The organism is Rhizobium sp. ZW T2_16, assembly GCF_044987325.1.
GTDB lineage: Bacteria > Pseudomonadota > Alphaproteobacteria > Rhizobiales > Rhizobiaceae > Neorhizobium > Neorhizobium cellulosilyticum.
Map to the genome: position 1 here is coordinate 61,833 of NZ_JBJDRG010000013.1, position 22,309 is coordinate 84,141.

Below are 22,309 nucleotides of genomic sequence, written 5' to 3' on the forward strand. Positions count from 1 at the left end.
GCCAGAAATGCCGTCTTGCACACGTCATTGATAGTGGCAGGCAGACAGTCTTGTGATGTAGAAGGCAGTCGATATGGCAATTCTGAACCTTTTCAAGAACAGGCGAGCAGACGAGAAGGCGGAGCGGGCAAGTTTCGGCGCTCTTCTCGACGGCTATTCGATCGAGGTCATGCCGCGCACGGCGGCCAAGATCGACAATTTCCGCGAATTCCTGCCGGCCGGAATGCGCGTCTATATCGCCCATATCGACGGCACGCCGATCGAGGACATGGTCGCGACGGCAAAACGGCTCACCGAAGACGGCTACGCGGTGATGCCGCATGTTCCCGCCCGCCTCATCCGCGACAAGGCGACGCTGGAAGACTGGATCAACCGTTATGTGAACGATGCTGGCGTCACTCAGGCGCTGCTGCTGGCCGGTGGCCTCAACGTCCCCAGGGGTGATCTCGAAAGTTCGCTGCAGCTTCTGGAGACCGGCCTGTTTGGTCGTTACGGCTTCAAGCGACTCCACGTCGCCGGCCATCCGGAAGGCAACAAGGACATCGACAAGGATGGCACGACAAGACTTGTCGACCGGGCCTTGAAGTTCAAGCAGGCCTATTCGGAAAACAGCGATGCCGAGATGGCGATAGTCACCCAGTTTGCCTTCGATGCCGGGTCGATAACCCGCTGGGTGGAGCGTATCGCCGATGCGGGCGTGACGCTGCCGATCCATCTCGGCGTTGCCGGACCGACGAAACTGCAGACGTTGATCAAGTTCGCCATTTCCTGCGGCGTCGGCCCGTCACTGAGCGTTTTGCAGCGACGCGCGATGGATCTGAGCAAGCTGCTTGTTCCTTACGAGCCTGACGAGTTCCTGACCGAGATCGCCAACTACAAGGCAACCCATCCGCAAAGCGTGATCGACGAGATCCATGTCTTCCCGCTCGGCGGCATAAAGGCAAGCGCCGACTGGGTGAACGAGCGCGTGCTCAAGGGCAAGGTCGCGAGCCAATAGCTCGATAACGGACGTTAGAAAGAAAACGGCGCGATCCGAGGACCGCGCCGATTTTTTATCGTGGAAGAGACCGTGATCAGCCCGAAATATAGGGCAGGACCTCATTCGTACCGCGCCAGATCATTTCGAGCGCAACGTAGAGAATGACGGCGAGACCGACATAGGCGATCCAGCGATGCCTGTTGAGCAGGCGGGCGATGAAGCTTGCGGCAATACCCATCAATGCGATCGACAGAACCAGACCGAAGATCAGCACTTCCGGGTGCTCGTGCGCCGCACCGGCCACAGCCAGCACGTTGTCGAGCGACATGGAGACGTCGGCAATGACGATCTGCCAAGCGGCCTGGGCAAAGGTCTTGCGGGGTGCACCACCGGCGACCGTACCATCGGCATTAAAATCGCTGTCGGCAAGAGCCTCATTGGCTTCGTCTTCATGCTGATGAGGCGTTCTGAGTTCGCGCCACATTTTCCAGCAGACCCACAAAAGCAGAACGCCGCCAGCGAGCAGCAGGCCGACGATCTGCAGCAACTGCGTGGTCGCCAGTGCAAAACCGATACGCAGCAGCGTAGCGGCAATGATGCCAACCAGAATGGCCTTGGCGCGCTGTTCCTTCGGCAAGCCTGCCGCAGCAAGGCCGATGACGATCGCATTGTCACCAGCCAGAACCAGATCGATCATGATAACTTGCGCGAGGGCGGACAAGGCCTCAGGCGTGAAAAATTCCATCATAAGACAACCTATTTAGACGGGGTGCCTCATGTCCTGACGACCTTTGGGGCGTGTTCCGGGCGATGAACCCAAGGACACACATTCCATCTGACCAAAAACCATCACGACACCGGGCACCGATATTGGACAATCCAGTCCGACATCACAGTTCATGGAAGAACTGCCAGAGGGGCCCGGTCCTGGTCGACCAAGATTTAGCGCCGGCTTGAGCGAAACTCAAGTGGCCGACTCACGAAACCGTCAGATCCTCGTGATCTCCGCTAGCGCAACGGCCGAATTGTCGGCCCGCACCGCAACTCGCCTCCGATGCGTTTTCACTTCGGAAGCCGCTTCTGCAGGCTGTCCAGGATGCGTTTTCCGAGCGCCTGGTAATCCTCGTCGAAGTGATGCCCGCCATCGATCGCCACCGTTTCCACGCCGGATGCCTTCATCGAAGGGCACGGGTCATCGTCTTCTTCGGTGCCGTAAATGCACTGGACGAGGCCGCTCTTGATCTTGGCGATATCGTCGACCGTCGTCCCGCCATCGCCTGCTCCGGCCATACCGAGCCAGCCGGTAACGGAAATTTCGAAATCCACTTCCTTGGAAAGCGCCAGCAGCGAAAGCTGCTTCACCCGTTTTTTCTCGGCCTTGGGAAGAAGATTGTAGGCCGCGGGAATCACATCCGCACCGAACGAATATCCAATCAACACGACATTCGAAACACCCCATTGATCGGCATAGGTATCGATGATCCGCTTCAGATCGTCTGCTGTTTCCTGTGGCGTGCGTTTCGCCCAGAAATACCGCAGCGAGTCGACGCCGATGACGGGAACGCCTTGGCTCTGCAGATATTCCCCAAGCTCGCTGTCGAGATCGCGCCAGCCGCCATCACCGGAATAGACGATCGCCATCGTGTCCATAGCCGGCTTTGTTTCCAGAACGGAAAGCGGCAGGTCGAGAGCGCCTTCGGATTTCCCGGACGATAGCTGGTTCTGCAGCCACGTTCCGAGATAATCCTCTGCGTCATCGGAAGTTTCCTTCACCACGATATCGCTATGGGCCTGTTTCAGGGTAAGCGCATGCGTCTTGCCAGCTGGATCCGCCTCCGGCGTGAAAGCAACCGTCACTGGAGCCGGCAATGGACCGTCAGTCAGTCCGTAGACGATCCCGGTATCGGTGGGGCGTTTGTCGGCAGGTGTGCAGAGCTGCTTTTTCAAAGGCACGATCTCGCCCGGATCAACGGCGATCGCACCGCCGATCGTTGCAAACGGGCTCTGTGCGATCATCGCGAGCGCAAGCGTGCCGCCTTCTTTCACGCCGGCCAGAACAGGATGCCGGTATTCGCGGTTTGCCACCCGCCGCTGTACCTGCTGCGAGAGATCCTCGATATCGGAAACCATGTAGATGCAGTCACCGTCGTCCGTCGCCAGCGATTTCATGTAGGAGGGGAAATCGATGCCGACGACGGCAGCACCACTCTCGACGAGATCCTTCGCCTGCGCTTCCTCGGCAGCACCCCAGCCTTTCGCATCGGAAATCAGGAACACCATGCCGGCCAAATCCTGTCCCTGCGGAAGATAGATATGCGGCGAGGGAATGAGCCCGGTATGGTAGTCCTGATCGGCCACAGGATTTTCGGCCTGTGCCTGAGGCGCTGCCAGGGTGGGAGATTGTGCGGGAGCTGGTGTCTGGGCATGCGTCAGGGGCGCAAACGCCATGCTCAGCGCCGTTGTCAGGCCAAGCGTAAACAGTGTAGCAAGACGCATTCTCATTTACCCACTACTCCTCTCAACCCACCACCGATCAAAAGCGTCGCATCCATCATGGCGACAGCCGGACCGATGCCGGAAACGGCAAGATAGCGCGGTTCCCAGCGAGGGTGAAACTTTGATTTGAAGGCCTTCAGACCCTTGAAGTTATAAAACCGCTCGCCGTGTTCGAAAATGACGCTGCCGATCCGGTCCCAGGCGGGTGCCGCTTCGCGCTGCGCCATGCCGGAAAGCGGCGCCATGCCGAGATTGAATTCCTTGAAGCCAGCATCGCGCAGATGCTCCATGATCCGCACGAACAGAAAATCCATCGATCCTTTCGGCGCATCCGGTGCAAACCGCATCAGGTCTACCGTTCCTTCCTGTTTGGTATCGGTGACGGCAAGCGTTGCAAACGCGACGATCCGGCCCTCCTTGCGCAGAATGCCAACCGGTTGCGACAGCACGTAGTCATCGCGGAAAGCGCCGAGCGAAAAGGTCTTTTCGCGCGTATTGTGTTCGTCGAGCCAACTCTCGGACACGCCACGCAGGGCCTCGAGCTGGTTGGCAACCTCATGCGGCTGCAGCATCTCGAATTCGAGCCCTTCGCGCACACCCTTGTTGATCGCTTGCCGGAGGCCGGATAGCCGGCTGCCCTTCAATTCGAAACCCGCAAGATCTACGACGGCAAGTTCGCCCAGCCGGAAGGCGCGCATACCGGCATCTGTGCAATAGGCGAGAAGATCAGGCGAAATCTGATAGAAGACGGCACGCCCACCACCGGTTCTCGCCTCTTCGACGAAACGCCAGACCAATTCGGCGATCTCGTCACTTGGACCGATCGGATCAAAAAGCGCGATCCAGGAACGGCCCTGGATGCCATACATGATGAATGCATTGCCGCTCGCGGAAAACATCAACCGCTTGTCACCCATGCGAACGAGGTTGGCGTCCGCGAAATCCTGGGCCATAGCGATATTTGTCGCCTGTGTCAGTTCTTCCGCGGTCGACAGGTCCGATCGCTTCACGGCAGGCCGTAACAGGCTGAAGATCGAAACGACCGCAGCGACGATGGCTATGCCGAGCATAGCGCGCAGACCTCGCGGTGCCTCGGCAGAGAATTCGAACCGCCACCAGAGATCGCGACTGTAATCGACCTCACGATAGACGAAAAACAGGATCGTGGTGGCAGCAGCGACGAGGATCAACATAGCCACGATCCATGGCGGCGTCAGCGCCTGGCGCAGCATCGAGGCCGGGCGGTTGAATTGTCGGGCGCTGAGCAAAAGCCCGGCCAGGAGCACCGTCAGGAACACAGCTTCGAAAAGTGCGAGCGCCTTGAGCAGCGAGAACAAAAGACCGAGTGCCGTGCAGAGGACTGCTGTCCACCATGCGCCATCCAGCCTCTGCGCCAATCCGCGAGCGCTGACGAAGAGCAAGATGCCGATAATACTGGAGAGAAAATGCGCGCTTTCAACCAACGGCAGCGGCATGTAGCTGCCAAGGAAATTGAGGTTGGAATCCGGCGTCGGCGTGACGCTCGAAAGAACCAGCATCGCACCAGCGATCAGCGCGAAGGCGGAAAGCAGGAGAGGCGCCAGCCGAAACTCAAGCTTTCGCAATGTGGAAGCGACCGGATGTTTCGACAACTGCCGCGCTTCGAGAAAGATGACGAAAAGCGTCGCGATCAGCAGGGGCAGGACGTGATAGATGACGCGATAGAGGACGAGGCTGCCAAGAACCTGATCGATATCGACGGTGTTGCCGAGAGCGGCAACGATAATTGTCTCGAAAACGCCCAGCCCAGCCGGAACGTGGCTGAGAACGCCGGCACCTACGGCAGTCGCGTAAATCGCCAGAAAAGACGGCCAGCCGATAGTGGTCTGAGGCAGAAGAACGTAAAGCACGGACGCGGATGCAGCGATATCGAGTGCAGTGACGAGAAATTGCTGCGACGACGTGCGGCTGTCGGGAAGCCTCAGATGCACCTTTCCGATTGAGATTGTGCGCCCGTCACGACCGATGAAAACCAGTATGCTCAGGCCGACGATGATGATCAGGGCGATGATGCGGATTGCCGTATCGCTGACACCGATGATCTGGCCGACCCGCGGGGCAGTAACAAGACAGGCAAGTGCCGTGACCGACAAAAGGCCAATGCCGAAAGCGAAAGTGACAAACGCGATGACACGGCCGATATCTTCCGGCGAAAGACCTAACCGCGAATAACCGCGAAACCGGATGGCACCGCCGCTCAGCGCACCGAAACCTGCCGTATTGCCCACAGCATAGGCGCTGAAGGCCGTCATCGCCACTGGTACCGTCGGCAGCTTGCGGCCGATATAGGTCAGGGCATTGAGATCATATCCGACCAGCGCTGCGAAGCTGAGGCCGGTGAAGAACACAGCAAGTGCGATCGACGACCACGAGGTCGAGACCAGCGCCTCGATCACCTCGTCATAACTGACTTCTGTCGTCAGCTCGTAAATAGCCAGAGCGGTGAAACCGAAGACCAGAAGCACGATGAAGGAAACGAACAAGCCGCGATGGGCCTGGAAAAAATCGCGGACGTAACTGCTAGAACTGTTGGACGCCATGGTCTGCTTTGCCCCGAAGACAAGCGATAAGATCTGAAAACGCGGTGCGAAAAGCAACTGGATCACGGCTTAAGTGTGTCATCCGCTGATTTGCGCAACCGCTCCTATCATATGCTTCTTAATATCGCTTGACGGATTCTGCGCGGCCCATATAGTTTAAACTTAAAATAACTACACACGGGAACTTCGGGAGATATTCATGCGCATCGTCTGCATCGGTGGCGGCCCGGCTGGGCTCTATTTCGCCCTGTTGATGAAGAAGTTTCATCCCGAGCACTCGGTTGCGGTTGTAGAGCGCAATCGGCCCTATGACACATTCGGTTGGGGCGTGGTCTTTTCAGACGCTACCATGGTGTCGATGCGTGCCTGGGATCCGGAGAGTGCAGCCGAAATCGAGGATGCCTTCAACCACTGGGACGATATCGAGCTTCTGTTCAAGGGCACCCGCCAGCGCACCTCCGGCCACGGCTTTGTCGGCATCGGCCGCAAGAAGCTCCTGAACATCCTGCAGCGTCGCTGCGAGGCGCTTGGCGTCGAACTGGTGTTCGAAACCGATTCCGATGGTGACACCGACTACCCAGATGCCGATCTGATTATCGCCTCCGATGGCTTCAACTCGAAGATCCGCAATCGTTATCCGGAAGTCTTCGAGCCGGATCTCGCCGTGCGCCCGAACCGCTATATCTGGCTCGGCACCAACAAGCTCTTCGATGCCTTCACCTTCGATTTCCGCAAGACGGATCACGGCTGGTTCCAGGCGCATATCTACAAGTTCGACGACAATACCTCGACCTTCATCGTCGAAACGACCGAAGAGGCCTACGAAAAGCACAACCTCGGTCAGATGGACCAGCAGGGCTCGATAGACTTCTGCCAAGGGCTCTTTTCCGAAGTGCTGGAAGGCGCCGAGTTGATGACCAATGCGCGGCACCTGCGCGGTTCGGCATGGCTGAATTTCAACCGGCTGATCTGCGGCAAGTGGAGCCATTTCAACGGCAATTCCCATGTCGTGCTGATGGGCGACGCTGCCCACACAGCCCATTTCGCCATCGGCTCCGGCACCAAGCTTGCAATCGACGACGCGATCGAACTAACCAACCAGTTCAACCGGCTCGGCCATTCGAAGGATGCAATCCCGCAGGTTTTGAAGACCTATGAGGATATCCGCCGCATCGATGTCGCCCGTATCCAGAACGCGGCACGCAATGCGATGGAATGGTTCGAAGTCGTGAGTGAGCGTTATGCCGAGACGCTGGAGCCGCCGCAATTCATGTATTCCATGCTGACCCGCTCGCAACGCATCAGCCACGAGAACCTGCGCCTGCGCGATCCGGTGTGGCTCGAAGGCTATGAGCGCTGGTTCGCGGAAAGAAACGGCATCGAAGTGCAGGGCAACGGCCGCACCCTGCCGCCGATGTTCACCCCCTATTCGCTGCGTGGCACCGACCTGCCGAACCGCATCGTCATGTCGCCGATGGCGATGTATTCGGCAAAGGACGGGTTGCTCGACGATTTCCACCTCGTCCATCTCGGTTCCCGCGCGCTCGGTGGCGCTGGCCTCGTCTTTGCCGAAATGACCTGCGTTTCGCCCGATGCCCGCATCACCCCCGGCTGCCTCGGCCTCTGGAACGACGAACAGGCGATGAGCTGGAAGCGTTTTGTCGATTTCGTCCATGCCAATTCGGAAGCCAAGGTCGGCATCCAGCTTGGACACGCGGGGCGAAAAGGTGCAACGAAACTCGCATGGGAAGGCATCGACCAGCCGCTGGAAACCGGCGCATGGCCGCTGATCTCCGCCTCCGCCTTGCCCTATCTGAAAAACAGCCAGGTACCGAAGGCGATGGATCGCGGCGACATGGACCGGGTAAAGGCTGACCACGTAAGTGCCGCAAGATATGCCGCCGAGGCCGGCGCCGACTGGCTGGAGTTGCACTGCGCCCACGGTTATCTTCTGTCGAGTTTCCTTTCGCCGCTGACCAACATCCGCAACGATGACTATGGCGGCAGCCACGAGAACCGCGCCCGCTATCCGCTGGAAGTCTTTGCCGCAATCCGCGAAGTCTGGCCGGCAGACAAGCCGATCTCGGTGCGCCTCTCCTGCCATGACTGGGCCGATGGCGGCAACACGCCGGAAGACGCCGCGATCTTTGCGAAAATGTTCAAGCAAGCAGGCGCAGACCTGATCGACTGCTCGTCCGGCCAGGTGTCGAAGGAAGAAAAGCCGGTCTATGGCCGCCTGTTCCAGACGCCGTTTTCCGACAAGATCCGCAACGAGATCGGCATTCCGACCATCGCCGTCGGCGCAATTTCCGAAGCCGATCAAGCAAACTCGATCATCGCCGCCGGCCGCGCCGACCTCTGCGCCGTCGCCCGCCCGCATCTCGCCGACCCCGCCTGGGTTCTGCATGAAGCGGCGAAGATCGGCCTGACCAACATTGCGTGGCCGAAACAGTATCTCTCCGGCAAGACGCAATACGAGACGGGCCTTGCCCGTGCCTCTGCCGCCCCGCCGCCGGTCGGCCCGACGATTGCCGCGAGATAGGGACGAGATGCGATGACCAGTACATCCGGCAGGCTTTCAAATGGCCACGCACTCGTCACCGGCGCCGGTTCCGGCATCGGCGCCGCAATCGCAAAGGCATTGGTCGAGGCCGGAGCACGGGTGACGCTGGCAGGCCGGCGGGCAGAACCGCTCGAAGCGCTGGCATTGGAACTCGGCACGGACAGCGTCTGCGTGGTTGCCGGCTTCGACGTGACGGACGCCGCCGCAATCGCCACCGGTCTCGATGCTGCGCGGAAAAAATTCGGGCCGGTGACCATCCTCGTCAACAATGCCGGCGAAGGCCCGAGCGCGTCGTTCGAAAAAACCTCGCTCGAAATGTGGAACCGGGTAATGGCGGTGGACCTGACCGGCGTCTTCCAGGTGACCCAGGCCGTGTTGCCCGACCTGAAGGCCCATGGCGCAGGTGCGCGCATCATCAACATTGCCTCGACCGCCGGGTTGACGGGTTACGCCTATGTCTCGGCCTATGTCGCGGCAAAACATGGCGTCGTCGGCCTGACCCGCGCGCTGGCGCTGGAACTGGCCAAGACCGAAATTACCGTCAACGCCATCTGCCCCGGCTTTACCGATACGCCGCTGATCGCCCGTTCGATCGAGACGATCGTGGCAAAGACCGGCCGTTCGCCGGAAGATGCATTGAAGGAATTCACCAGACACAATCCGCAGGGGCGGCTGGTGCAGCCGGAGGAAGTCGCAGACACGGTTCTGTGGCTGGCTTCGCCCGCCGCCCAATCGATCAATGGACAGGCAATCGCGGTTGCCGGTGGGGAGGTTTTGTCGGGATGAGCGACGCAACGGTTTCGATGGCGGGGCACCTGAAGCCTTTTCGGGATTATCAGGCCAGACACTTTGTCTGGCAGGTCAGCGAAGACGGTCGTGTCGGCACGATCCGGCTCAACCGGCCGGAGCGCAAGAATCCACTGACCTTCGAAAGCTATGCCGAGCTGCGCGACCTCTTTCGCGATCTGGCCTACGCGTCCGATATCCGTGCCATCGTCCTGACGGGTGCCGGCGGAAACTTCTCTTCCGGCGGCGATGTCTTCGAGATCATCGAGCCGTTGACGAAAATGCCGATGCCCGAGCTTCTGGCCTTCACCCGCATGACCGGCGATCTGGTCAAGGCAATGAAGAAATGCCCGCAGCCGATCGTCGCTGCCGTCGATGGCATCTGCGCCGGTGCCGGCGCGATCCTCGCCATGGCCTCCGACTTGAGGCTTGCAACGCCGGAAGCGAAAACCGCCTTCCTCTTCACCCGTGTCGGCCTCGCCGGTGCCGATATGGGCGCCTGCGGGATCCTGCCGCGTATCATCGGCCAGGGCCGCGCCGCCGAGCTTCTCTTCACCGGCCGTTCGATGACCGCCGATGAGGGACATGCATGGGGGTTCTATAACGCCCTTCACGCAGCGGACACGCTGGAGGCCGAAGCGCTGAAACTCGCACACTCACTGGCCGACGGCCCGTGGTTTGCCCATACGATGACGAAAACCATGCTGAACCAAGAATGGGCCATGGGCCTCGACGAAATGATCGAGAGCGAAGCCCAGGCTCAGGCGATCTGCATGGCGACCAGGGATTTTCGCCGGGCTTTCGAAGCCTTTGCCGAAAAGCGCAAGCCGGTTTTCGAGGGCAACTGATGGCAGTGCATTCGACGCTCACCGGCCCATCGCGCGATTTTCTCGACTGGCCCTTTTTCGATGCCAGCCACAAGGCGCTGGCGCAAAAGCTCGATGCCTTCGCAGCCTCCGGCGCGCTTGGCGATATCGACCATGCCGACACAGACAAGGCCTGCCGTTCGCTCGTCAGGTCACTGGGCGAGGCTGGCCTTCTGGATGCCGCAACCGGCCCCGGCGGCACGACACCGATAGACAGCCGTGCCGCATGCCTGACGCGTGAAACGCTGGCCTGGCATGACGGACTGGCCGATTTTGCCTTCGCCATGCAGGGCCTCGGCACCGGCGCGATCGGCCTTTCCGGTTCGGAAGAACTCCGTGCCACCGTCCTGCCAAAAGCCCGGTCCGGGGAATGGATCGCGGCCTTTGCTCTTTCGGAAAAGGATGCTGGGTCAGATGTCGCGGCCATGGCCTGCGCCGCCCGCAGAAATAGTGAGCATTATGTGCTCGACGGCGAAAAAACCTGGATCTCCAATGGCGGCATCGCCGATGTCTACACGGTTTTTGCCCGCACCGGCGAAGCGCCCGGTACACGCGGCATCTCCGCCTTTGTCGTCTTTGCCGACGATCCCGGTTTTTTTATCGCAGAGCGCATCAACGTGATCGCCCCACATCCGCTGGCGACGATCCGTTTCGACAATTGCCGCATCCCGGCCTCGCGCCTGCTCGGCGCCCCCGGCGAGGGCTTCAAGATCGCCATGCGCACCCTCGACATTTTTCGCGCCTCTGTGGCGGCAGCGGCCGTCGGCTTTGCCAGACGCGCGCTGGATGAGGCACTTGCCCATGCAAAATCGCGAAAAATCTTCGGCAATACGCTGTCCGACCTGCAACTGACCCAGGCCGCCTTTGGCGAGATGGCGGCAGACATTGATGCTGCAGCGCTGCTGACCTACCGCGCCGCGTGGCGCCGTGATGTGCAGGGCCTGCCGACCACAAGGGAAGCGGCGATGGCAAAGATGGTCGCCACGGAAAATGCCCAGAAGGTGATCGACCGCGCAGTGCAGATGTTTGGCGGCCGCGGCGTTCGTGTCGGCGAGATCACCGAAAGTCTCTACCGGGAAATCCGGGCGCTGCGCATCTATGAAGGCGCGACCGAAGTGCAGAAACTCATCATCGCCCGCGAATTGCTGAAGGTTTGACCATGGCTTACACGACGACGCGCCGGCTGAATTTCGGAGATTGCGACCCCTCCGGCATCGCGTACTTTCCCTCCTACCTGCACATGCTGGTCGGAGTTTATGAGGAATTCTTCGAAAGCCTCGGGTTTCCATGGCCAGAAATGATCACCGAGCGAAAACTCGGCTTTCCGACCGTCACACTGGACCTCACCTTCATCAATCCCGGTTTCCACGGCGACCGGATGGATTTCACCCTCAAACTCGCAAGGCTCGGCAACAGCTCGCTTGATCTTGAGCACGAAGTCCGCGCTGGCGACCGCCTGCTCTGGACGGCCCGGCAAAGGCTTGTCCTCACCTCTCACGAAACAACCAAGGCCTGCACCTGGCCGGATGATCTGCGCGCCGCGCTGACACAGCATTTGGAGAAACAAGATGCACACCATTCTGCAGCCTGAAGGCTGGGCCAAACCGATCGGTTACGCCAACGGCGTCTCCGCCACCGGCCGCCAGATCTTCGTCGGCGGGCAGATCGGCTGGAATGCTCAGTGCCAGTTCGAAACCGACGATTTCGTCGGCCAAGTGAAACAGACGCTGGAAAATATCGTGGCAGTGCTAGCCGCAGGCGGCGCCAAGCCAGAACACATCACCACCATGACTTGGTATTTCACCGACAAGGCCGAATATCTCGGCAACCTGAAGGGTATCGGCCAGGCGTATCGCGAGGTGATCGGCAAGCATTTCCCGGCCATGGCGGCGATGCAGGTCGTGGCGCTTGTCGAAGATCGCGCCAAGATCGAGATCCAGGCGACGGCCGTCGTGCCGGAATAAGGCCATGAGCGAAGTGACGCCCTTCTCCGCCACGGTTTCTGCAACGACCCGAAACGGCATTCTGGTCGTCACCATCGACAATCCGCCGGTCAACGCCACCTCGGCCGATGTCCGTCTCGGACTTTCCCGGGCACTTGCCCATGCCGAGGCCGAGGGCACGATTTCCGGCATGGTCATCACCGGCGCGGGAAAGACCTTCATCGGCGGCGCAGACATAAAGGAATTCGGCAAGCCGGCTATCGAGCCGACGCTGCCCGACGTGATCGAACGGATCGAGGCCCTGTCTAAACCGGTCGTCGCGGCGCTGAATGGCGCTGCCCTCGGCGGCGGGCTGGAACTGGCTCTGGCCTGTCATTATCGCATCGCTTCCCCCACGGCGCAGCTTGGCCTGCCCGAAGTGAAGCTCGGCATCGTACCCGGTGCAGGTGGCACTCAGCGCCTGCCGCGGCTTATCGGCATTCCGGCCGCGATGGAGCTTATTGCGTCGGGACGGATCGCCAGGGCCGGAGAGGCGCTGTCGCTCGGCATCGTGGATGAACTGGCAGAGACCGATCTTATCGACGTGGCCATCGACGCCGCGCAAAAGCTGGTGGGTACGCCACTTCGCAGGACGGGTGAGCTGGCTATTACTTCGGCCGATCCAGCGGAGATCGAAAAGGCATCAAGCACACTCCTTGCAAAGGCACGTGGACAGAAGGCACCGGCGGAAGCCGTGCGGCTGATCGCATCATCGCATCGCCCGCTGGGCGAAGGGCTGGCGGATGAGCGCGCCACCTTCCTCACCTTGCGGGACAGCCGCGAGGCAGCAGCGCTGCAGCACGTCTTCTTTGCCGAGCGGGAAGCCTCGAAGGTTGCCGGACTGGAAGGCGCCGAGGCGCGTTCGGTCAATACGATCGGCATCTGCGGACTGGGGCTGATGGGCAGCGGTATCGCCGTTGCGGCACTCGGCGCAGGCTACACGGTCATCGGCCTCGACCAGACACCGGAGGCGGCCGAAAAAGGCCGCGAGCGGATCACCGACCTGCTGGAACGCAACCTTGCCTCTGGCCGGCTGGATCAGGCCGGTTTCGACACTCAGACGGCCCGGCTATCGGCCACCGCAACGGATGCCGACCTTGCCCCTTGCGACCTTGTGATCGAAGCAGTGTTCGACGATCTCGACGTCAAGATCGACCTCTTCCGCCGCCTCGATAAGGTAATCCGCCAGGACGCCATTCTTGCCACCAACACCAGCTACCTGAACCCGGACGAGATCGCCTCAGCGACCGCATATCCCGAGCGCGTGCTCGGCCTGCATTTCTTCTCACCCGCCCATGTCATGCGCTTGCTCGAGGTCGTGCGTTGCAGGGAGACTGCACCGGATGTTCTGGCGACCGGCCTTTCCGTGGCGAAGAGGCTGAAAAAACTGCCGGTCGTGACCGGTGTCACCGAAGGTTTCATCGGCAACCGCATATTCTCCGCCTATCGCCGCGAGGCAGAGTTCTTGCTGGAAGACGGTGCGCTGCCGCACGAGATCGATGCGGCGCTGGAGGATTATGGTTTTCCGATGGGCCTTTTTGCCGTCTATGACATGGCAGGTCTCGAAATCGCCTGGGCGCGCCGCAAGCGTCAGGCAGCGATGCGTGATCTATCCAAGCGTTATGTCGAGATCGCCGACAGGCTGTGCGAGGCCGGGCGTCTGGGCCAGAAATCCGGCCGAGGGTGGTATGCTTATCCGGATGGCAGGAAAACCGTCGATCCCGAAGTCATGGCGATTATCGAAGCAGAACGGGCAAAGAAGAGCGTTGTGGCTCGCAGTTTCTCGAAGGATGAAATCCGGCAAAGGCTGCTCGGTGCCATGGCGACGGAAGGTGAGGCGCTACTGGCAGAAGGCATCGCGGCCCGGGCAAGCGACATCGATCTAGTGATGATCAACGGCTACGGCTTTCCCGCTCACAAAGGCGGGCCGATGTTTGCCAAAGGCTGAACGGCCCCTACCTCTCGCGTCTTCCTCGGGCTTGTCCCGAGGACCTAACCACGTTGCACGTTATCGAAGCGTTGCAGATCCTCGGGACAAGCCCGAGGAAAACGGAGTTTTGTAAGCCACGTCTAAACGAGAAAGGGGCGCCAAAGCACCCCTTTCCTAATTCGGAAATGCGAACCGGCTCACCGCCGCTGGTTATACACATCGACGCAGACCGCGCCGAGCAGGACCAGGCCCTTGATCACCTGCTGGTAATCGATGCCGATGCCGAGGATCGACATGCCGTTGTTCATCACGCCCATCAGGAATGCGCCGATTACCGCACCCGTCACCTTGCCGACGCCGCCATAGGCGGATGCGCCGCCGATGAAGCAGGCGGCGATAACGTCGAGCTCGAAGCCGGTGCCGGCCTTCGGTGTGGCGCTGTTAAGGCGTGCCGCAACGACGAGACCGGCAAGTGCCGCGAGCACGCCCATGTTGACGAAGGTCCAGAACACCAGACGCGTCGTCTTGATACCCGACAGTTCCGCCGCGCGGGCGTTACCGCCTACGGCATAGATCTGCCGGCCGAGGATGGTGCGGTTGGTGAAGAAGCCATAGGCGACGATCAGCACGGCCATGATGATCATCACATTCGGCAGGCCGCGATGCGACGAGATCAGGTAGGCGACGAAGGCGATCGCTGCAAAAACGAGGACGTTCTTGGCGACGAAGAAGCCCATCGGTTCGCTTTCGACGCCATGCAGAACGCGGCGCGCGCGGCTGCGGAAATTCTGCCAGACCATCAGAACGGCAACGGCCAGCCCAATGATGAAGGAGGTCACATAGATGCCGCCGTCGGACGAGATCAGCTCGACCATATAGCCGGAGGACAGTTTCTGGAAGATCGGCGGGAACGGGCCGATCGCCTGGCTGCCGAGAATGGCGATCATGAAGCCGCGGAAGACGAGCATGCCCGCCAGCGTCACGATGAAGGATGGGATCTTGAAATAGGCAACGAAATAGCCCTGAATACCGCCGATAATGCCGCCGACGACGAGGCAGGTCAGAATGGCGAGCGGCAGGTTGATGCCCCACCTGACCATTAAAAGGCCCGCCAACCCGCCGATGAAGCCGGCAACTGAGCCGACCGAAAGGTCGATATGGCCGGTAACGATGATCATCAGCATGCCGAGCGCCATGATGACGATATAGGCGTTCTGCAGCACGATATTGGTGACGTTGAGCGGCTTCAAGAGAATGCCGCCGGTGGCGAACTGGAAGAAGATGACGATGACGACGAGCGAGATCAGCATGCCGTAATCGCGCAGATTGTCCTTCCAGAAACCGGTGCCCGCTTTCGGAGCCACTGCTGCTTCCTGTGGGGTGCTCATGGGTTATCTCCCTTTGCGGCGCATGATGGCGCGCATGATATTTTCCTGCGTGGCCTCTTCGCCGGCCACTTCGCCGACGAATTCTCCCTCGTGCATGACCATGATCCTGTCGCAGGTGCCGATCAGTTCCGGCATTTCCGACGAGATCACGACGACAGCCTTACCGGCATCCGCAAGTTCGTTGATGATCGAATAGATTTCGTATTTCGCGCCGACATCGATACCGCGCGTCGGTTCGTCGAGGATCAGGATGTCGGGGCCGGTGAACAACCATTTCGACAGCACCACCTTCTGCTGGTTGCCGCCCGAGAGCTTGCCGGTTTCCTGATAGACGTTGTGGCTGCGGATCCGCATGCGGGAGCGGAATTCCTGCGCCACCTTCATTTCCCTGATGTCGTCGATGACACCATTGGACGAGACGCCGCCGAGATGAGCAAGCGAGACATTCTTGCGGATGTCTTCGGCAAGGATCAGCCCGAGCTGCTTGCGATCTTCGGTAACATAAGCCAGACCTGCCTTGATCGCCCGGTGAACGTTCGACGTATCGGCCTCTTTCCCGTGGATCTTCACGGTTCCGGTAATGTCGCGGCCATAGGTGCGGCCGAACACGCTCATGGCGAACTCGGTGCGGCCGGCCCCCATCAGGCCCGATATGCCGACCACCTCGCCGGCCCGGACCTTTATCGAGACGTTCTTGACCATCTGGCGGCTGGAATGCTGCGGATGGTAGACGGACCAGTTGTCGACTTCGAAGATCACATCGCCGATTTTCGACACGCGGGCCGGATACCGGCTTTCGAGATCGCGATCGACCATGCGGCGCACGATCTCGTCCTCGTCGACCGCGCCTTCATGGCAATCGAGCGTGCCGACGGTACGGCCGTCGCGCAGAACCGTGATGCGATCGGCGACTTCGGTGATCTCGTTCAGCTTGTGGCTGATCATGATCGAGGTGATACCGCGCCGGCGGAATTCCTTCAGCAGCTCCAGAAGGGCCGCACTGTCGGTTTCGTTGAGCGATGCGGTAGGCTCATCGAGAATCAGCAGGCGCACGTCCTTCGACAGTGCCTTGGCGATCTCGACGAGCTGCTGCTTGCCAACGCCGAGATTGGTGATCAGCGTTTCCGGTGCTTCGGTCAGACCTACCTTGGCGAGCAGTTCCTTTGTGCGAATGTAACGCTCATCGCGATCAATCACGCCGAACTTGGATGGTGCATTGGCCAGAAAGATGTTTTCCGCGATCGACATCAGCGGAATGAGCGCGAGCTCCTGGTGAATGATGATGATGCCGAGCTTTTCGGAATCGTTGATGTCGCGGAACTGGCGTTCTTCGCCGCCGAAGAGGATCGATCCCTCGTAGGACCCGTGCGGGTAGACACCCGACAGAACCTTCATTAGCGTCGACTTGCCGGCACCGTTTTCGCCGACGAGAGCATGAATCTCGCCTTCCCGGACGGTGAAGCTGACATCGGAAAGCGCCTTCACGGCGCCAAAACTCTTCGAAATGCCCCGCATTTCGAGAATGGGCGGCTTTTCCGCCGCAGATAATACGGGATCAAGCATGACGACTCCCAATATGAAGGGGCCGCGCGGCAGGTCGCCGCGCGGCCTGAATGGATTACTTGATCTGCGCTTCGGTGTAGTAACCGCTCTTGACCAGCAGATCGACATTGGTCTTGTCGATGGCAACCGGCTTCAGCAGGTAGGACGGAACGACCTTGTTACCGTTGTTGTAGGTCTTGGTGTCGTTGACCTGAGGCTCCTTGCCGCTCATGACCGCATCGACCATGTCGACAGTGACCTTGGCGAGATCGCGCGTGTCCTTGAAGATGGTCGAATACTGCTCGCCGGCAATGATCGACTTGACCGAAGGAACTTCGGCGTCCTGACCGGAAACGAACGGCATCGGCATGTCGCCGGAACCGTAACCTACGCCCTTGACCGACGAGAGGATACCGATCGACAGGCCGTCATAAGGAGACAGGACTGCGTTCAGCTTCTTGTCGGAATAGGTCGAGGAGAGGATCGCGTCCATGCGGGCCTGGGCGGTAGCCGGGTCCCAGCGAAGGGTGGCGACCTTGTCCATGCCGGTCTGGCCGGAACCGACGACGAGGGTGCCCTTGTCGATCAGCGGCTGCAGAACGCTCATGGCGCCGTCATAGAAGAAGTAGGCGTTGTTGTCGTCCGGCGAACCGCCGAAAAGTTCGATGTTGAACGGGCCCTTTTCGGTGTCGGCCTTGAGAGCCTTGACCAGCGAGGTTGCCTGCAGAACGCCGACCTGGAAATTGTCGAAGGTTGCGTAATAATCGACATTCGGGGTGTCACGGATCAGGCGGTCATAAGCGATGACCTTGATGCCGGCATTATGTGCCTGGGCAAGCACGTCGGACAGTGTCGTGCCGTCGATCGAAGCGACCACGAGCACCTTGGCGCCCTTGGTGATCATGTTTTCGATCTGGGAAAGCTGGTTCGGAATGTCGTCTTCGGCATACTGGAGATCGGTGGTGTAGCCGCGCTCCTGCAGGACCTTGATCATGTTGTCGCCGTCGGCGATCCAGCGGGCCGAGGACTTGGTCGGCATGGCAACGCCGACGAGGCCCTTGTCCTGCGAGAATGCGGGGGCAGCGAAGGCGATCGAAGCCATCATCGCCGCAGAAGCAAGCAATTTAAGTATTTTCATTGTACACTCCTCCGTAACGGTGGCCCCCAACGGGCCACCGAGTTAGTTCGGGCTGGCTCCTCGCCGCCCTCACGACCTCAAAAAGGACGCCTGCCTTTAAAGGTCAGTGATTGTCGCGCGGCAGACCTTCGGTCTGCGCAATGCGCTGGTATTTGACAGCCGGCTCAAGAACCGCACCGGTCTCCATCTGTCCGACAATGCCGCGCTGGATTTCCTGCCAGGGCGTCTGGTGCTTGGGATAATGATAACCGCCATTGGCTTCCAACTCGCGGCGACGTGCGGAAAGCTCGTCGTCGGAAATAAGGATATTCGCTTCGCCGCGGCCAAGGTCGATACGTACCCGGTCGCCGGTCTTCAGAAGCGCCAGGCCGCCACCTGCTGCCGCTTCCGGGGAAGCGTTGAGGATGGACGGGCTGCCCGACGTGCCGGACTGGCGACCATCGCCGATGCAGGCAAGCGAGCTGATGCCGCGCTTCAAAAGGTAATCCGGCGCGCGCATGTTGACGACTTCGGCCGCACCCGGATAACCGATCGGACCGGCACCGCGCATGAACAGGACCGTGTGCTCGTCGATGCCGAGCGACGGATCGTCGATGCGGTGATGGTAATCCTCCGGACCGTCGAACACCACGGCCTTGCCTTCGAAGGCTTCCGGGTCGCTCGGGTTCGACAGATAACGCTCGCGGAATTCCGGCGAAATGACGCTGGTCTTCATGATCGCCGACGAGAACAGGTTGCCGCGCAGCACGCGGAAACCGGCGCGCGCCTTCAGCGGCTCGTCATAACGCTTGATGACCTTGTCGTCCTCGATGATCGCCCCGCGACAGTTCTCACCGATCGTCTTGCCGTTGACCGTGATCGCGTCTTCGTTGATCAGGCCCTGGCCCATCAGCTGGTTGACGACCGCCGGAACACCGCCCGCGTGATAATAATCCTCGCCGAGATATTCACCGGCCGGCTGCAGGTTGACGAGAAGCGGAACCTCTTCGCCATAGGTCTGCCAGTCGTCGACCGTCAGTTCCACGCCGATATGGCGGGCAAGCGCGTTGAGGTGGATCGGCGCATTGGTCGAACCGCCGATCGCCGAGTTGACGCGGATGGCGTTGACGAAGGCGTCCTTGGTCAGGATGTCGGACGGCTTCAGGTCTTCCTTGACCATTTCGACGATGCGCAGGCCGGTCAGATAGGAGACCTCCTGGCGGTCGCGGTAAGGCGCCGGAATGGCGGCCGAACCCGGAAGCTGCATGCCGAGCGCTTCGGCAAGCGAGTTCATCGTGGTCGCCGTGCCCATAGTGTTGCAGTAGCCGGTCGACGGAGCCGACGAAGCCACCAGCTTGACGAAGCCAGCATAATCGATTTCGCCCTTGGCCAGCAGTTCGCGCGCCTTCCAGACGATCGTGCCCGAACCGGTACGCTCGCCACGGAACCAGCCGTTCAGCATCGGGCCAACGGAAAGGGCGATCGAGGGAATGTTCACGGTGGCCGCCGCCATAAGACAGGCCGGCGTGGTCTTGTCGCAACCGATCGTCAGCACGACGCCATCAAGCGGATAGCCGTAGAGAACCTCGACGAGGCCGAGATAGGCAAGGTTACGGTCTAGGCCCGCAGTCGGGCGCTTGCCGGTTTCCTGGATCGGGTGGACCGGGAATTCGATCGCGATACCGCCGGCTTCGCGAATGCCCTCGCGCAGGCGATTGGCCAGTTCGAGGTGATGACGGTTGCAGGGCGACAGGTCGGAACCGGTCTGCGCGATGCCGATGATCGGGCGATCGGACTGGAGTTCGGCCTGGCTCAGGCCGAAGTTCATGTAGCGCTCCAGATAGAGCGCCGTCATGTCGACATTGTCGGGATTGTCGAACCAGGCGCGCGAACGAAGTTTGCGCGCTCCGGTCGTTGCAATCTCGGTGGACGGGGTTTTGCCGTGATCTGCCATTGTCAGTCCTCGAATGCTTCAGTTTCGATGCGCCGGCCCAGCATGAAGGCATCGGCCACATGCACCAGCGGCGAAAAGTCGGTATCGCTCTCGCCCTTAGAGACGAGCGCAACGAAATCCCGGTAGAGATTGCGATATTCGCGATCTTCCTCGACGATCTGCGCATCGCCATCGACGATCAGACGGCTGCCGCCATGGGTCAACACGACGGAGCCTTCTTCCGTCTCGACGCGAATGTCCCAGGTCTGCGGGCCGGTCTGGCGCCAGTCGAACTCAGCCGTAATCGGCAGGCCGGACGCGGTTTCAAACGTCAGGTTGGCGGCAATCGGCGCTGCGCGATTGGACGGAATGGTCAGGTCCGAATGGGTGAGATGAAACGTCTCCGGCATGATGCGAGTGACGATCGACAGCGCGTTGATGCCCGGATCGAACACGCCGAGACCACCCGGCTCCCAGATCCAGGCCTGGCCCGGATGCCAGTGACGCACATCTTCCTTCCACGCGACAGAAGCGCTCTTGAGCTTGCGCTTGGCAAGCAGTGCCCGCGCCGGCTCGACGCCTGCGGCACCGCGGGAGTGCCATGTGGCAAACAGGCTCAGGCCTTTCGACTTGGCCAGCTTTTCCAGCGCAAACACTTCAGACAATGTAGCGCCCGGCGGCTTTTCCAGCATCACATGCTTGCCGGCCTCGATAGCGGCCTTGGCCTGGGCGAAGCGTCCCTGCGGCGGCGTGCAGAGCGAGATCGCATCTAGTTCAACGCCGGATGCCAACATGGCATCGATGTCGTGAAAGCAGTGAACGCCTTCCAGCTTGGCGTTACGGCTGGCGACAGCCGTCAGTTCGATGCCGTCGGTCGATTCGATCGCGCCGAGATGCTGATCTCTGGCGATCTTTCCAAGCCCGACGATGCCGAGACGAATTTTGCTCATGTCAATTTTCCTTAAAGCTTGCGCACGTCAACCGACATCGCCGCGGCGACGGTCAGACGGTTGACGAGCGGCAGCTTGAAGGGCGCAGCATCGATTTCAAACACATCACCTTCTTCGGTCTTGATGCCGTGCGAGACGGACAAGGTAGCCGTGCCGAAGAAATGAACGTGCAGGTCGCCCGGCGCGCGGAAGATGTCGTATTTGAAGTTATGGTATTCGAGATTGGCGATCGAGTGCGACATGTTGGCTTCGCCCGACAGGAAGGGCTTCTCGAAGATAACCTGATCGCCGCGGCGGATGCGCGACGTGCCCTCGACGTGATCCGGCAGATCGCCGATCAGCAGCTCCGGCCCGAGCGACGCCTGGCGCAGCTTCGAATGAGCGAGCCACAGATAGTTGCCCTTCTCGGTCACGTGATCGGAAAACTCGTTGGCGAGACAGAAACCGACGCGGAAGGGCGTGCCATCAGGACCGATCAGATAGATGCCGGCAAGTTCCGGCTCTTCACCGCCATCGAGCGCGAAGGATGGCGAGACGAGATCCGAGCCGGTGGACCTGAGTTGCGAGCCATTGCCCTTGTAGAACCATTCCGGCTGCGCACCAATCTGGCCCGGGGCAGGCTTGCCGCCTTCGACGCCCGACAGGAACATGCGCATGGAATCGGTCGGCTTGTCTTCAGCCTGAGCGGCTTTGTGCATCTTGTCGCGACCATCGGCCGAACCGAGATGCGTCAGACCTGTGCCGGCAACGATGAAATGAGCGGGATCGGGATGCGAGATCGGCAGACCGATACGGCCTTCGCGCGCAGCAAGCTCGACATCGATATCTGCACCAAAGCCGAGCGCTTCGATCTGCGCCGCAAGACTGCGGCCCGCAGCAATTGCCTGCATCGCCAGATCATAGGTCGAAGTCACACCATTGACGACATGGCCGGAGCCCTGCCCCTCCCATGCAACAACCTTGGTTGCACCAGCGTCATCGGCAATCTGCAGAATTCTCAGCATCAAACCCGTCATCCATTTTGTCTGATTTGACATGGCGCCTCCACAGGCCATGCCGTCCTCCTATCAGGTCGCGGACCTGACATCTTTCAAAAATACGACTATTGGATTTGCGTTGCCGATGTCAAGAACGTCTTTTTCCGTAAAGGTAAATCGGCAATGGTCAATTTTCAGGCTATAGGCCCAACCAATACACG

At 60.2% G+C, this 22,309-nt stretch carries 17 protein-coding genes; 8 read left to right on the forward strand and 9 right to left on the reverse strand.

The window, feature by feature from the left end; all coding sequences use genetic code 11:
* Positions 1–73: 73 nt before the first annotated feature.
* Positions 74–997 carry a methylenetetrahydrofolate reductase gene (locus ACI3K0_RS22965; RefSeq protein ID WP_404946311.1) on the forward strand — a complete coding sequence of 308 codons (924 nt, stop codon included), beginning with the start codon at positions 74–76 and terminating at the stop codon, positions 995–997.
* 76 nt (positions 998–1,073) lie between these two features.
* Here the strand turns inward: ACI3K0_RS22965 and ACI3K0_RS22970 are convergent, their stop codons facing one another.
* From ACI3K0_RS22970 to mprF, 3 genes are all read right to left on the reverse strand, one after another.
* Entirely contained in the window at positions 1,074–1,727 is a 654-nt protein-coding gene (locus tag ACI3K0_RS22970; RefSeq protein WP_148147725.1) for a TerC family protein, read from the reverse strand.
* A gap of 314 nt (positions 1,728–2,041) precedes the next feature.
* Positions 2,042–3,427: a virulence factor family protein gene (locus tag ACI3K0_RS22975; RefSeq protein ID WP_404946346.1), complete on the reverse strand. Its 1,386-nt coding sequence runs from the start codon at positions 3,425–3,427 to the stop codon at positions 2,042–2,044.
* 50 nt (positions 3,428–3,477) lie between these two features.
* Complete coding sequence (mprF, locus tag ACI3K0_RS22980; RefSeq protein ID WP_404946312.1) at positions 3,478–6,054, reverse strand: bifunctional lysylphosphatidylglycerol flippase/synthetase MprF; 2,577 nt, start codon at positions 6,052–6,054, stop codon at positions 3,478–3,480.
* 199 nt (positions 6,055–6,253) lie between these two features.
* On the opposite strand from mprF, the gene ACI3K0_RS22985 reads away from it, so the two are divergent.
* From ACI3K0_RS22985 to ACI3K0_RS23015, 7 genes are read left to right on the forward strand one after another with little or no spacing between them, the layout of a single operon-like run.
* Positions 6,254–8,596 (forward strand): bifunctional salicylyl-CoA 5-hydroxylase/oxidoreductase, encoded by a 2,343-nt coding sequence (locus tag ACI3K0_RS22985; protein WP_404946313.1) that lies wholly within the window; start codon positions 6,254–6,256, stop codon positions 8,594–8,596.
* Positions 8,597–8,608: 12 nt separating this feature from the next.
* Positions 8,609–9,403 carry an SDR family NAD(P)-dependent oxidoreductase gene (locus tag ACI3K0_RS22990; RefSeq protein ID WP_404946314.1) on the forward strand — a complete coding sequence of 265 codons (795 nt, stop codon included), beginning with the start codon at positions 8,609–8,611 and terminating at the stop codon, positions 9,401–9,403.
* Entirely contained in the window at positions 9,400–10,251 is an 852-nt protein-coding gene (locus ACI3K0_RS22995) for an enoyl-CoA hydratase family protein (RefSeq protein ID WP_404946315.1), read from the forward strand. The genes ACI3K0_RS22990 and ACI3K0_RS22995 overlap by 4 nt, the downstream gene beginning before the upstream one ends.
* Positions 10,251–11,426 (forward strand): acyl-CoA dehydrogenase family protein, encoded by a 1,176-nt coding sequence (locus tag ACI3K0_RS23000; RefSeq protein WP_404946316.1) that lies wholly within the window; start codon positions 10,251–10,253, stop codon positions 11,424–11,426. Before ACI3K0_RS22995 ends, ACI3K0_RS23000 begins: the two co-directional genes overlap by 1 nt.
* Positions 11,427–11,428: 2 nt before the next feature.
* On the forward strand, positions 11,429–11,860 hold the full coding sequence (locus ACI3K0_RS23005) for an acyl-CoA thioesterase (protein ID WP_404946317.1): 432 nt from the start codon (positions 11,429–11,431) through the stop codon (positions 11,858–11,860).
* Positions 11,838–12,233: a RidA family protein gene (locus tag ACI3K0_RS23010; protein ID WP_183829282.1), complete on the forward strand. Its 396-nt coding sequence runs from the start codon at positions 11,838–11,840 to the stop codon at positions 12,231–12,233. Before ACI3K0_RS23005 ends, ACI3K0_RS23010 begins: the two co-directional genes overlap by 23 nt.
* Before the next feature lie 4 nt (positions 12,234–12,237).
* The gene (locus ACI3K0_RS23015; protein WP_404946318.1) at positions 12,238–14,199 is read left to right on the forward strand and encodes a 3-hydroxyacyl-CoA dehydrogenase NAD-binding domain-containing protein; all 1,962 of its coding nucleotides are present in this window, start codon (positions 12,238–12,240) and stop codon (positions 14,197–14,199) included.
* A gap of 179 nt (positions 14,200–14,378) precedes the next feature.
* Here ACI3K0_RS23015 and mmsB read toward each other — a convergent pair whose 3' ends face one another.
* From mmsB to araD1, 6 genes are all read right to left on the reverse strand, one after another.
* Positions 14,379–15,569: a multiple monosaccharide ABC transporter permease gene (gene mmsB, locus ACI3K0_RS23020; protein WP_404946319.1), complete on the reverse strand. Its 1,191-nt coding sequence runs from the start codon at positions 15,567–15,569 to the stop codon at positions 14,379–14,381.
* A 3-nt stretch (positions 15,570–15,572) separates the two neighbouring features.
* Positions 15,573–17,132 (reverse strand): multiple monosaccharide ABC transporter ATP-binding protein, encoded by a 1,560-nt coding sequence (gene mmsA, locus ACI3K0_RS23025; protein ID WP_404946320.1) that lies wholly within the window; start codon positions 17,130–17,132, stop codon positions 15,573–15,575.
* A 55-nt stretch (positions 17,133–17,187) separates the two neighbouring features.
* Positions 17,188–18,249, reverse strand: a complete 1,062-nt coding sequence (chvE, locus tag ACI3K0_RS23030) for a multiple monosaccharide ABC transporter substrate-binding protein (RefSeq protein WP_404946321.1) — start codon at positions 18,247–18,249, stop codon at positions 17,188–17,190.
* Between the two features lie 103 nt (positions 18,250–18,352).
* Complete coding sequence (locus ACI3K0_RS23035) at positions 18,353–20,182, reverse strand: IlvD/Edd family dehydratase (protein ID WP_404946322.1); 1,830 nt, start codon at positions 20,180–20,182, stop codon at positions 18,353–18,355.
* Between the two features lie 2 nt (positions 20,183–20,184).
* Positions 20,185–21,111: a Gfo/Idh/MocA family protein gene (locus tag ACI3K0_RS23040; RefSeq protein WP_404946323.1), complete on the reverse strand. Its 927-nt coding sequence runs from the start codon at positions 21,109–21,111 to the stop codon at positions 20,185–20,187.
* A gap of 11 nt (positions 21,112–21,122) precedes the next feature.
* Positions 21,123–22,115 carry an AraD1 family protein gene (araD1, locus tag ACI3K0_RS23045; RefSeq protein WP_404946347.1) on the reverse strand — a complete coding sequence of 331 codons (993 nt, stop codon included), beginning with the start codon at positions 22,113–22,115 and terminating at the stop codon, positions 21,123–21,125.
* Between the last annotated feature and the right edge of the window lie 194 nt (positions 22,116–22,309).

Excerpts from the sequence above, each read along its gene's own strand:
- ACI3K0_RS22965 (WP_404946311.1), top strand. The coding sequence starts at position 74 with ATGGCAATTCTGAACCTTTTCAAGAACAGGCGAGCAGACGAGAAGGCG.
- ACI3K0_RS22970 (WP_148147725.1), bottom strand. The coding sequence starts at position 1,727 with ATGATGGAATTTTTCACGCCTGAGGCCTTGTCCGCCCTCGCGCAAGTT.
- ACI3K0_RS22975 (WP_404946346.1), bottom strand. The coding sequence starts at position 3,427 with ATGGCGTTTGCGCCCCTGACGCATGCCCAGACACCAGCTCCCGCACAA.
- mprF (WP_404946312.1), bottom strand. The coding sequence starts at position 6,054 with ATGGCGTCCAACAGTTCTAGCAGTTACGTCCGCGATTTTTTCCAGGCC.
- ACI3K0_RS22985 (WP_404946313.1), top strand. The coding sequence starts at position 6,254 with ATGCGCATCGTCTGCATCGGTGGCGGCCCGGCTGGGCTCTATTTCGCC.
- ACI3K0_RS22990 (WP_404946314.1), top strand. The coding sequence starts at position 8,609 with ATGACCAGTACATCCGGCAGGCTTTCAAATGGCCACGCACTCGTCACC.
- ACI3K0_RS22995 (WP_404946315.1), top strand. The coding sequence starts at position 9,400 with ATGAGCGACGCAACGGTTTCGATGGCGGGGCACCTGAAGCCTTTTCGG.
- ACI3K0_RS23000 (WP_404946316.1), top strand. The coding sequence starts at position 10,251 with ATGGCAGTGCATTCGACGCTCACCGGCCCATCGCGCGATTTTCTCGAC.
- ACI3K0_RS23005 (WP_404946317.1), top strand. The coding sequence starts at position 11,429 with ATGGCTTACACGACGACGCGCCGGCTGAATTTCGGAGATTGCGACCCC.
- ACI3K0_RS23010 (WP_183829282.1), top strand. The coding sequence starts at position 11,838 with ATGCACACCATTCTGCAGCCTGAAGGCTGGGCCAAACCGATCGGTTAC.
- ACI3K0_RS23015 (WP_404946318.1), top strand. The coding sequence starts at position 12,238 with ATGAGCGAAGTGACGCCCTTCTCCGCCACGGTTTCTGCAACGACCCGA.
- mmsB (WP_404946319.1), bottom strand. The coding sequence starts at position 15,569 with ATGAGCACCCCACAGGAAGCAGCAGTGGCTCCGAAAGCGGGCACCGGT.
- mmsA (WP_404946320.1), bottom strand. The coding sequence starts at position 17,132 with ATGCTTGATCCCGTATTATCTGCGGCGGAAAAGCCGCCCATTCTCGAA.
- chvE (WP_404946321.1), bottom strand. The coding sequence starts at position 18,249 with ATGAAAATACTTAAATTGCTTGCTTCTGCGGCGATGATGGCTTCGATC.
- ACI3K0_RS23035 (WP_404946322.1), bottom strand. The coding sequence starts at position 20,182 with ATGGCAGATCACGGCAAAACCCCGTCCACCGAGATTGCAACGACCGGA.
- ACI3K0_RS23040 (WP_404946323.1), bottom strand. The coding sequence starts at position 21,111 with ATGAGCAAAATTCGTCTCGGCATCGTCGGGCTTGGAAAGATCGCCAGA.
- araD1 (WP_404946347.1), bottom strand. The coding sequence starts at position 22,115 with ATGCTGAGAATTCTGCAGATTGCCGATGACGCTGGTGCAACCAAGGTT.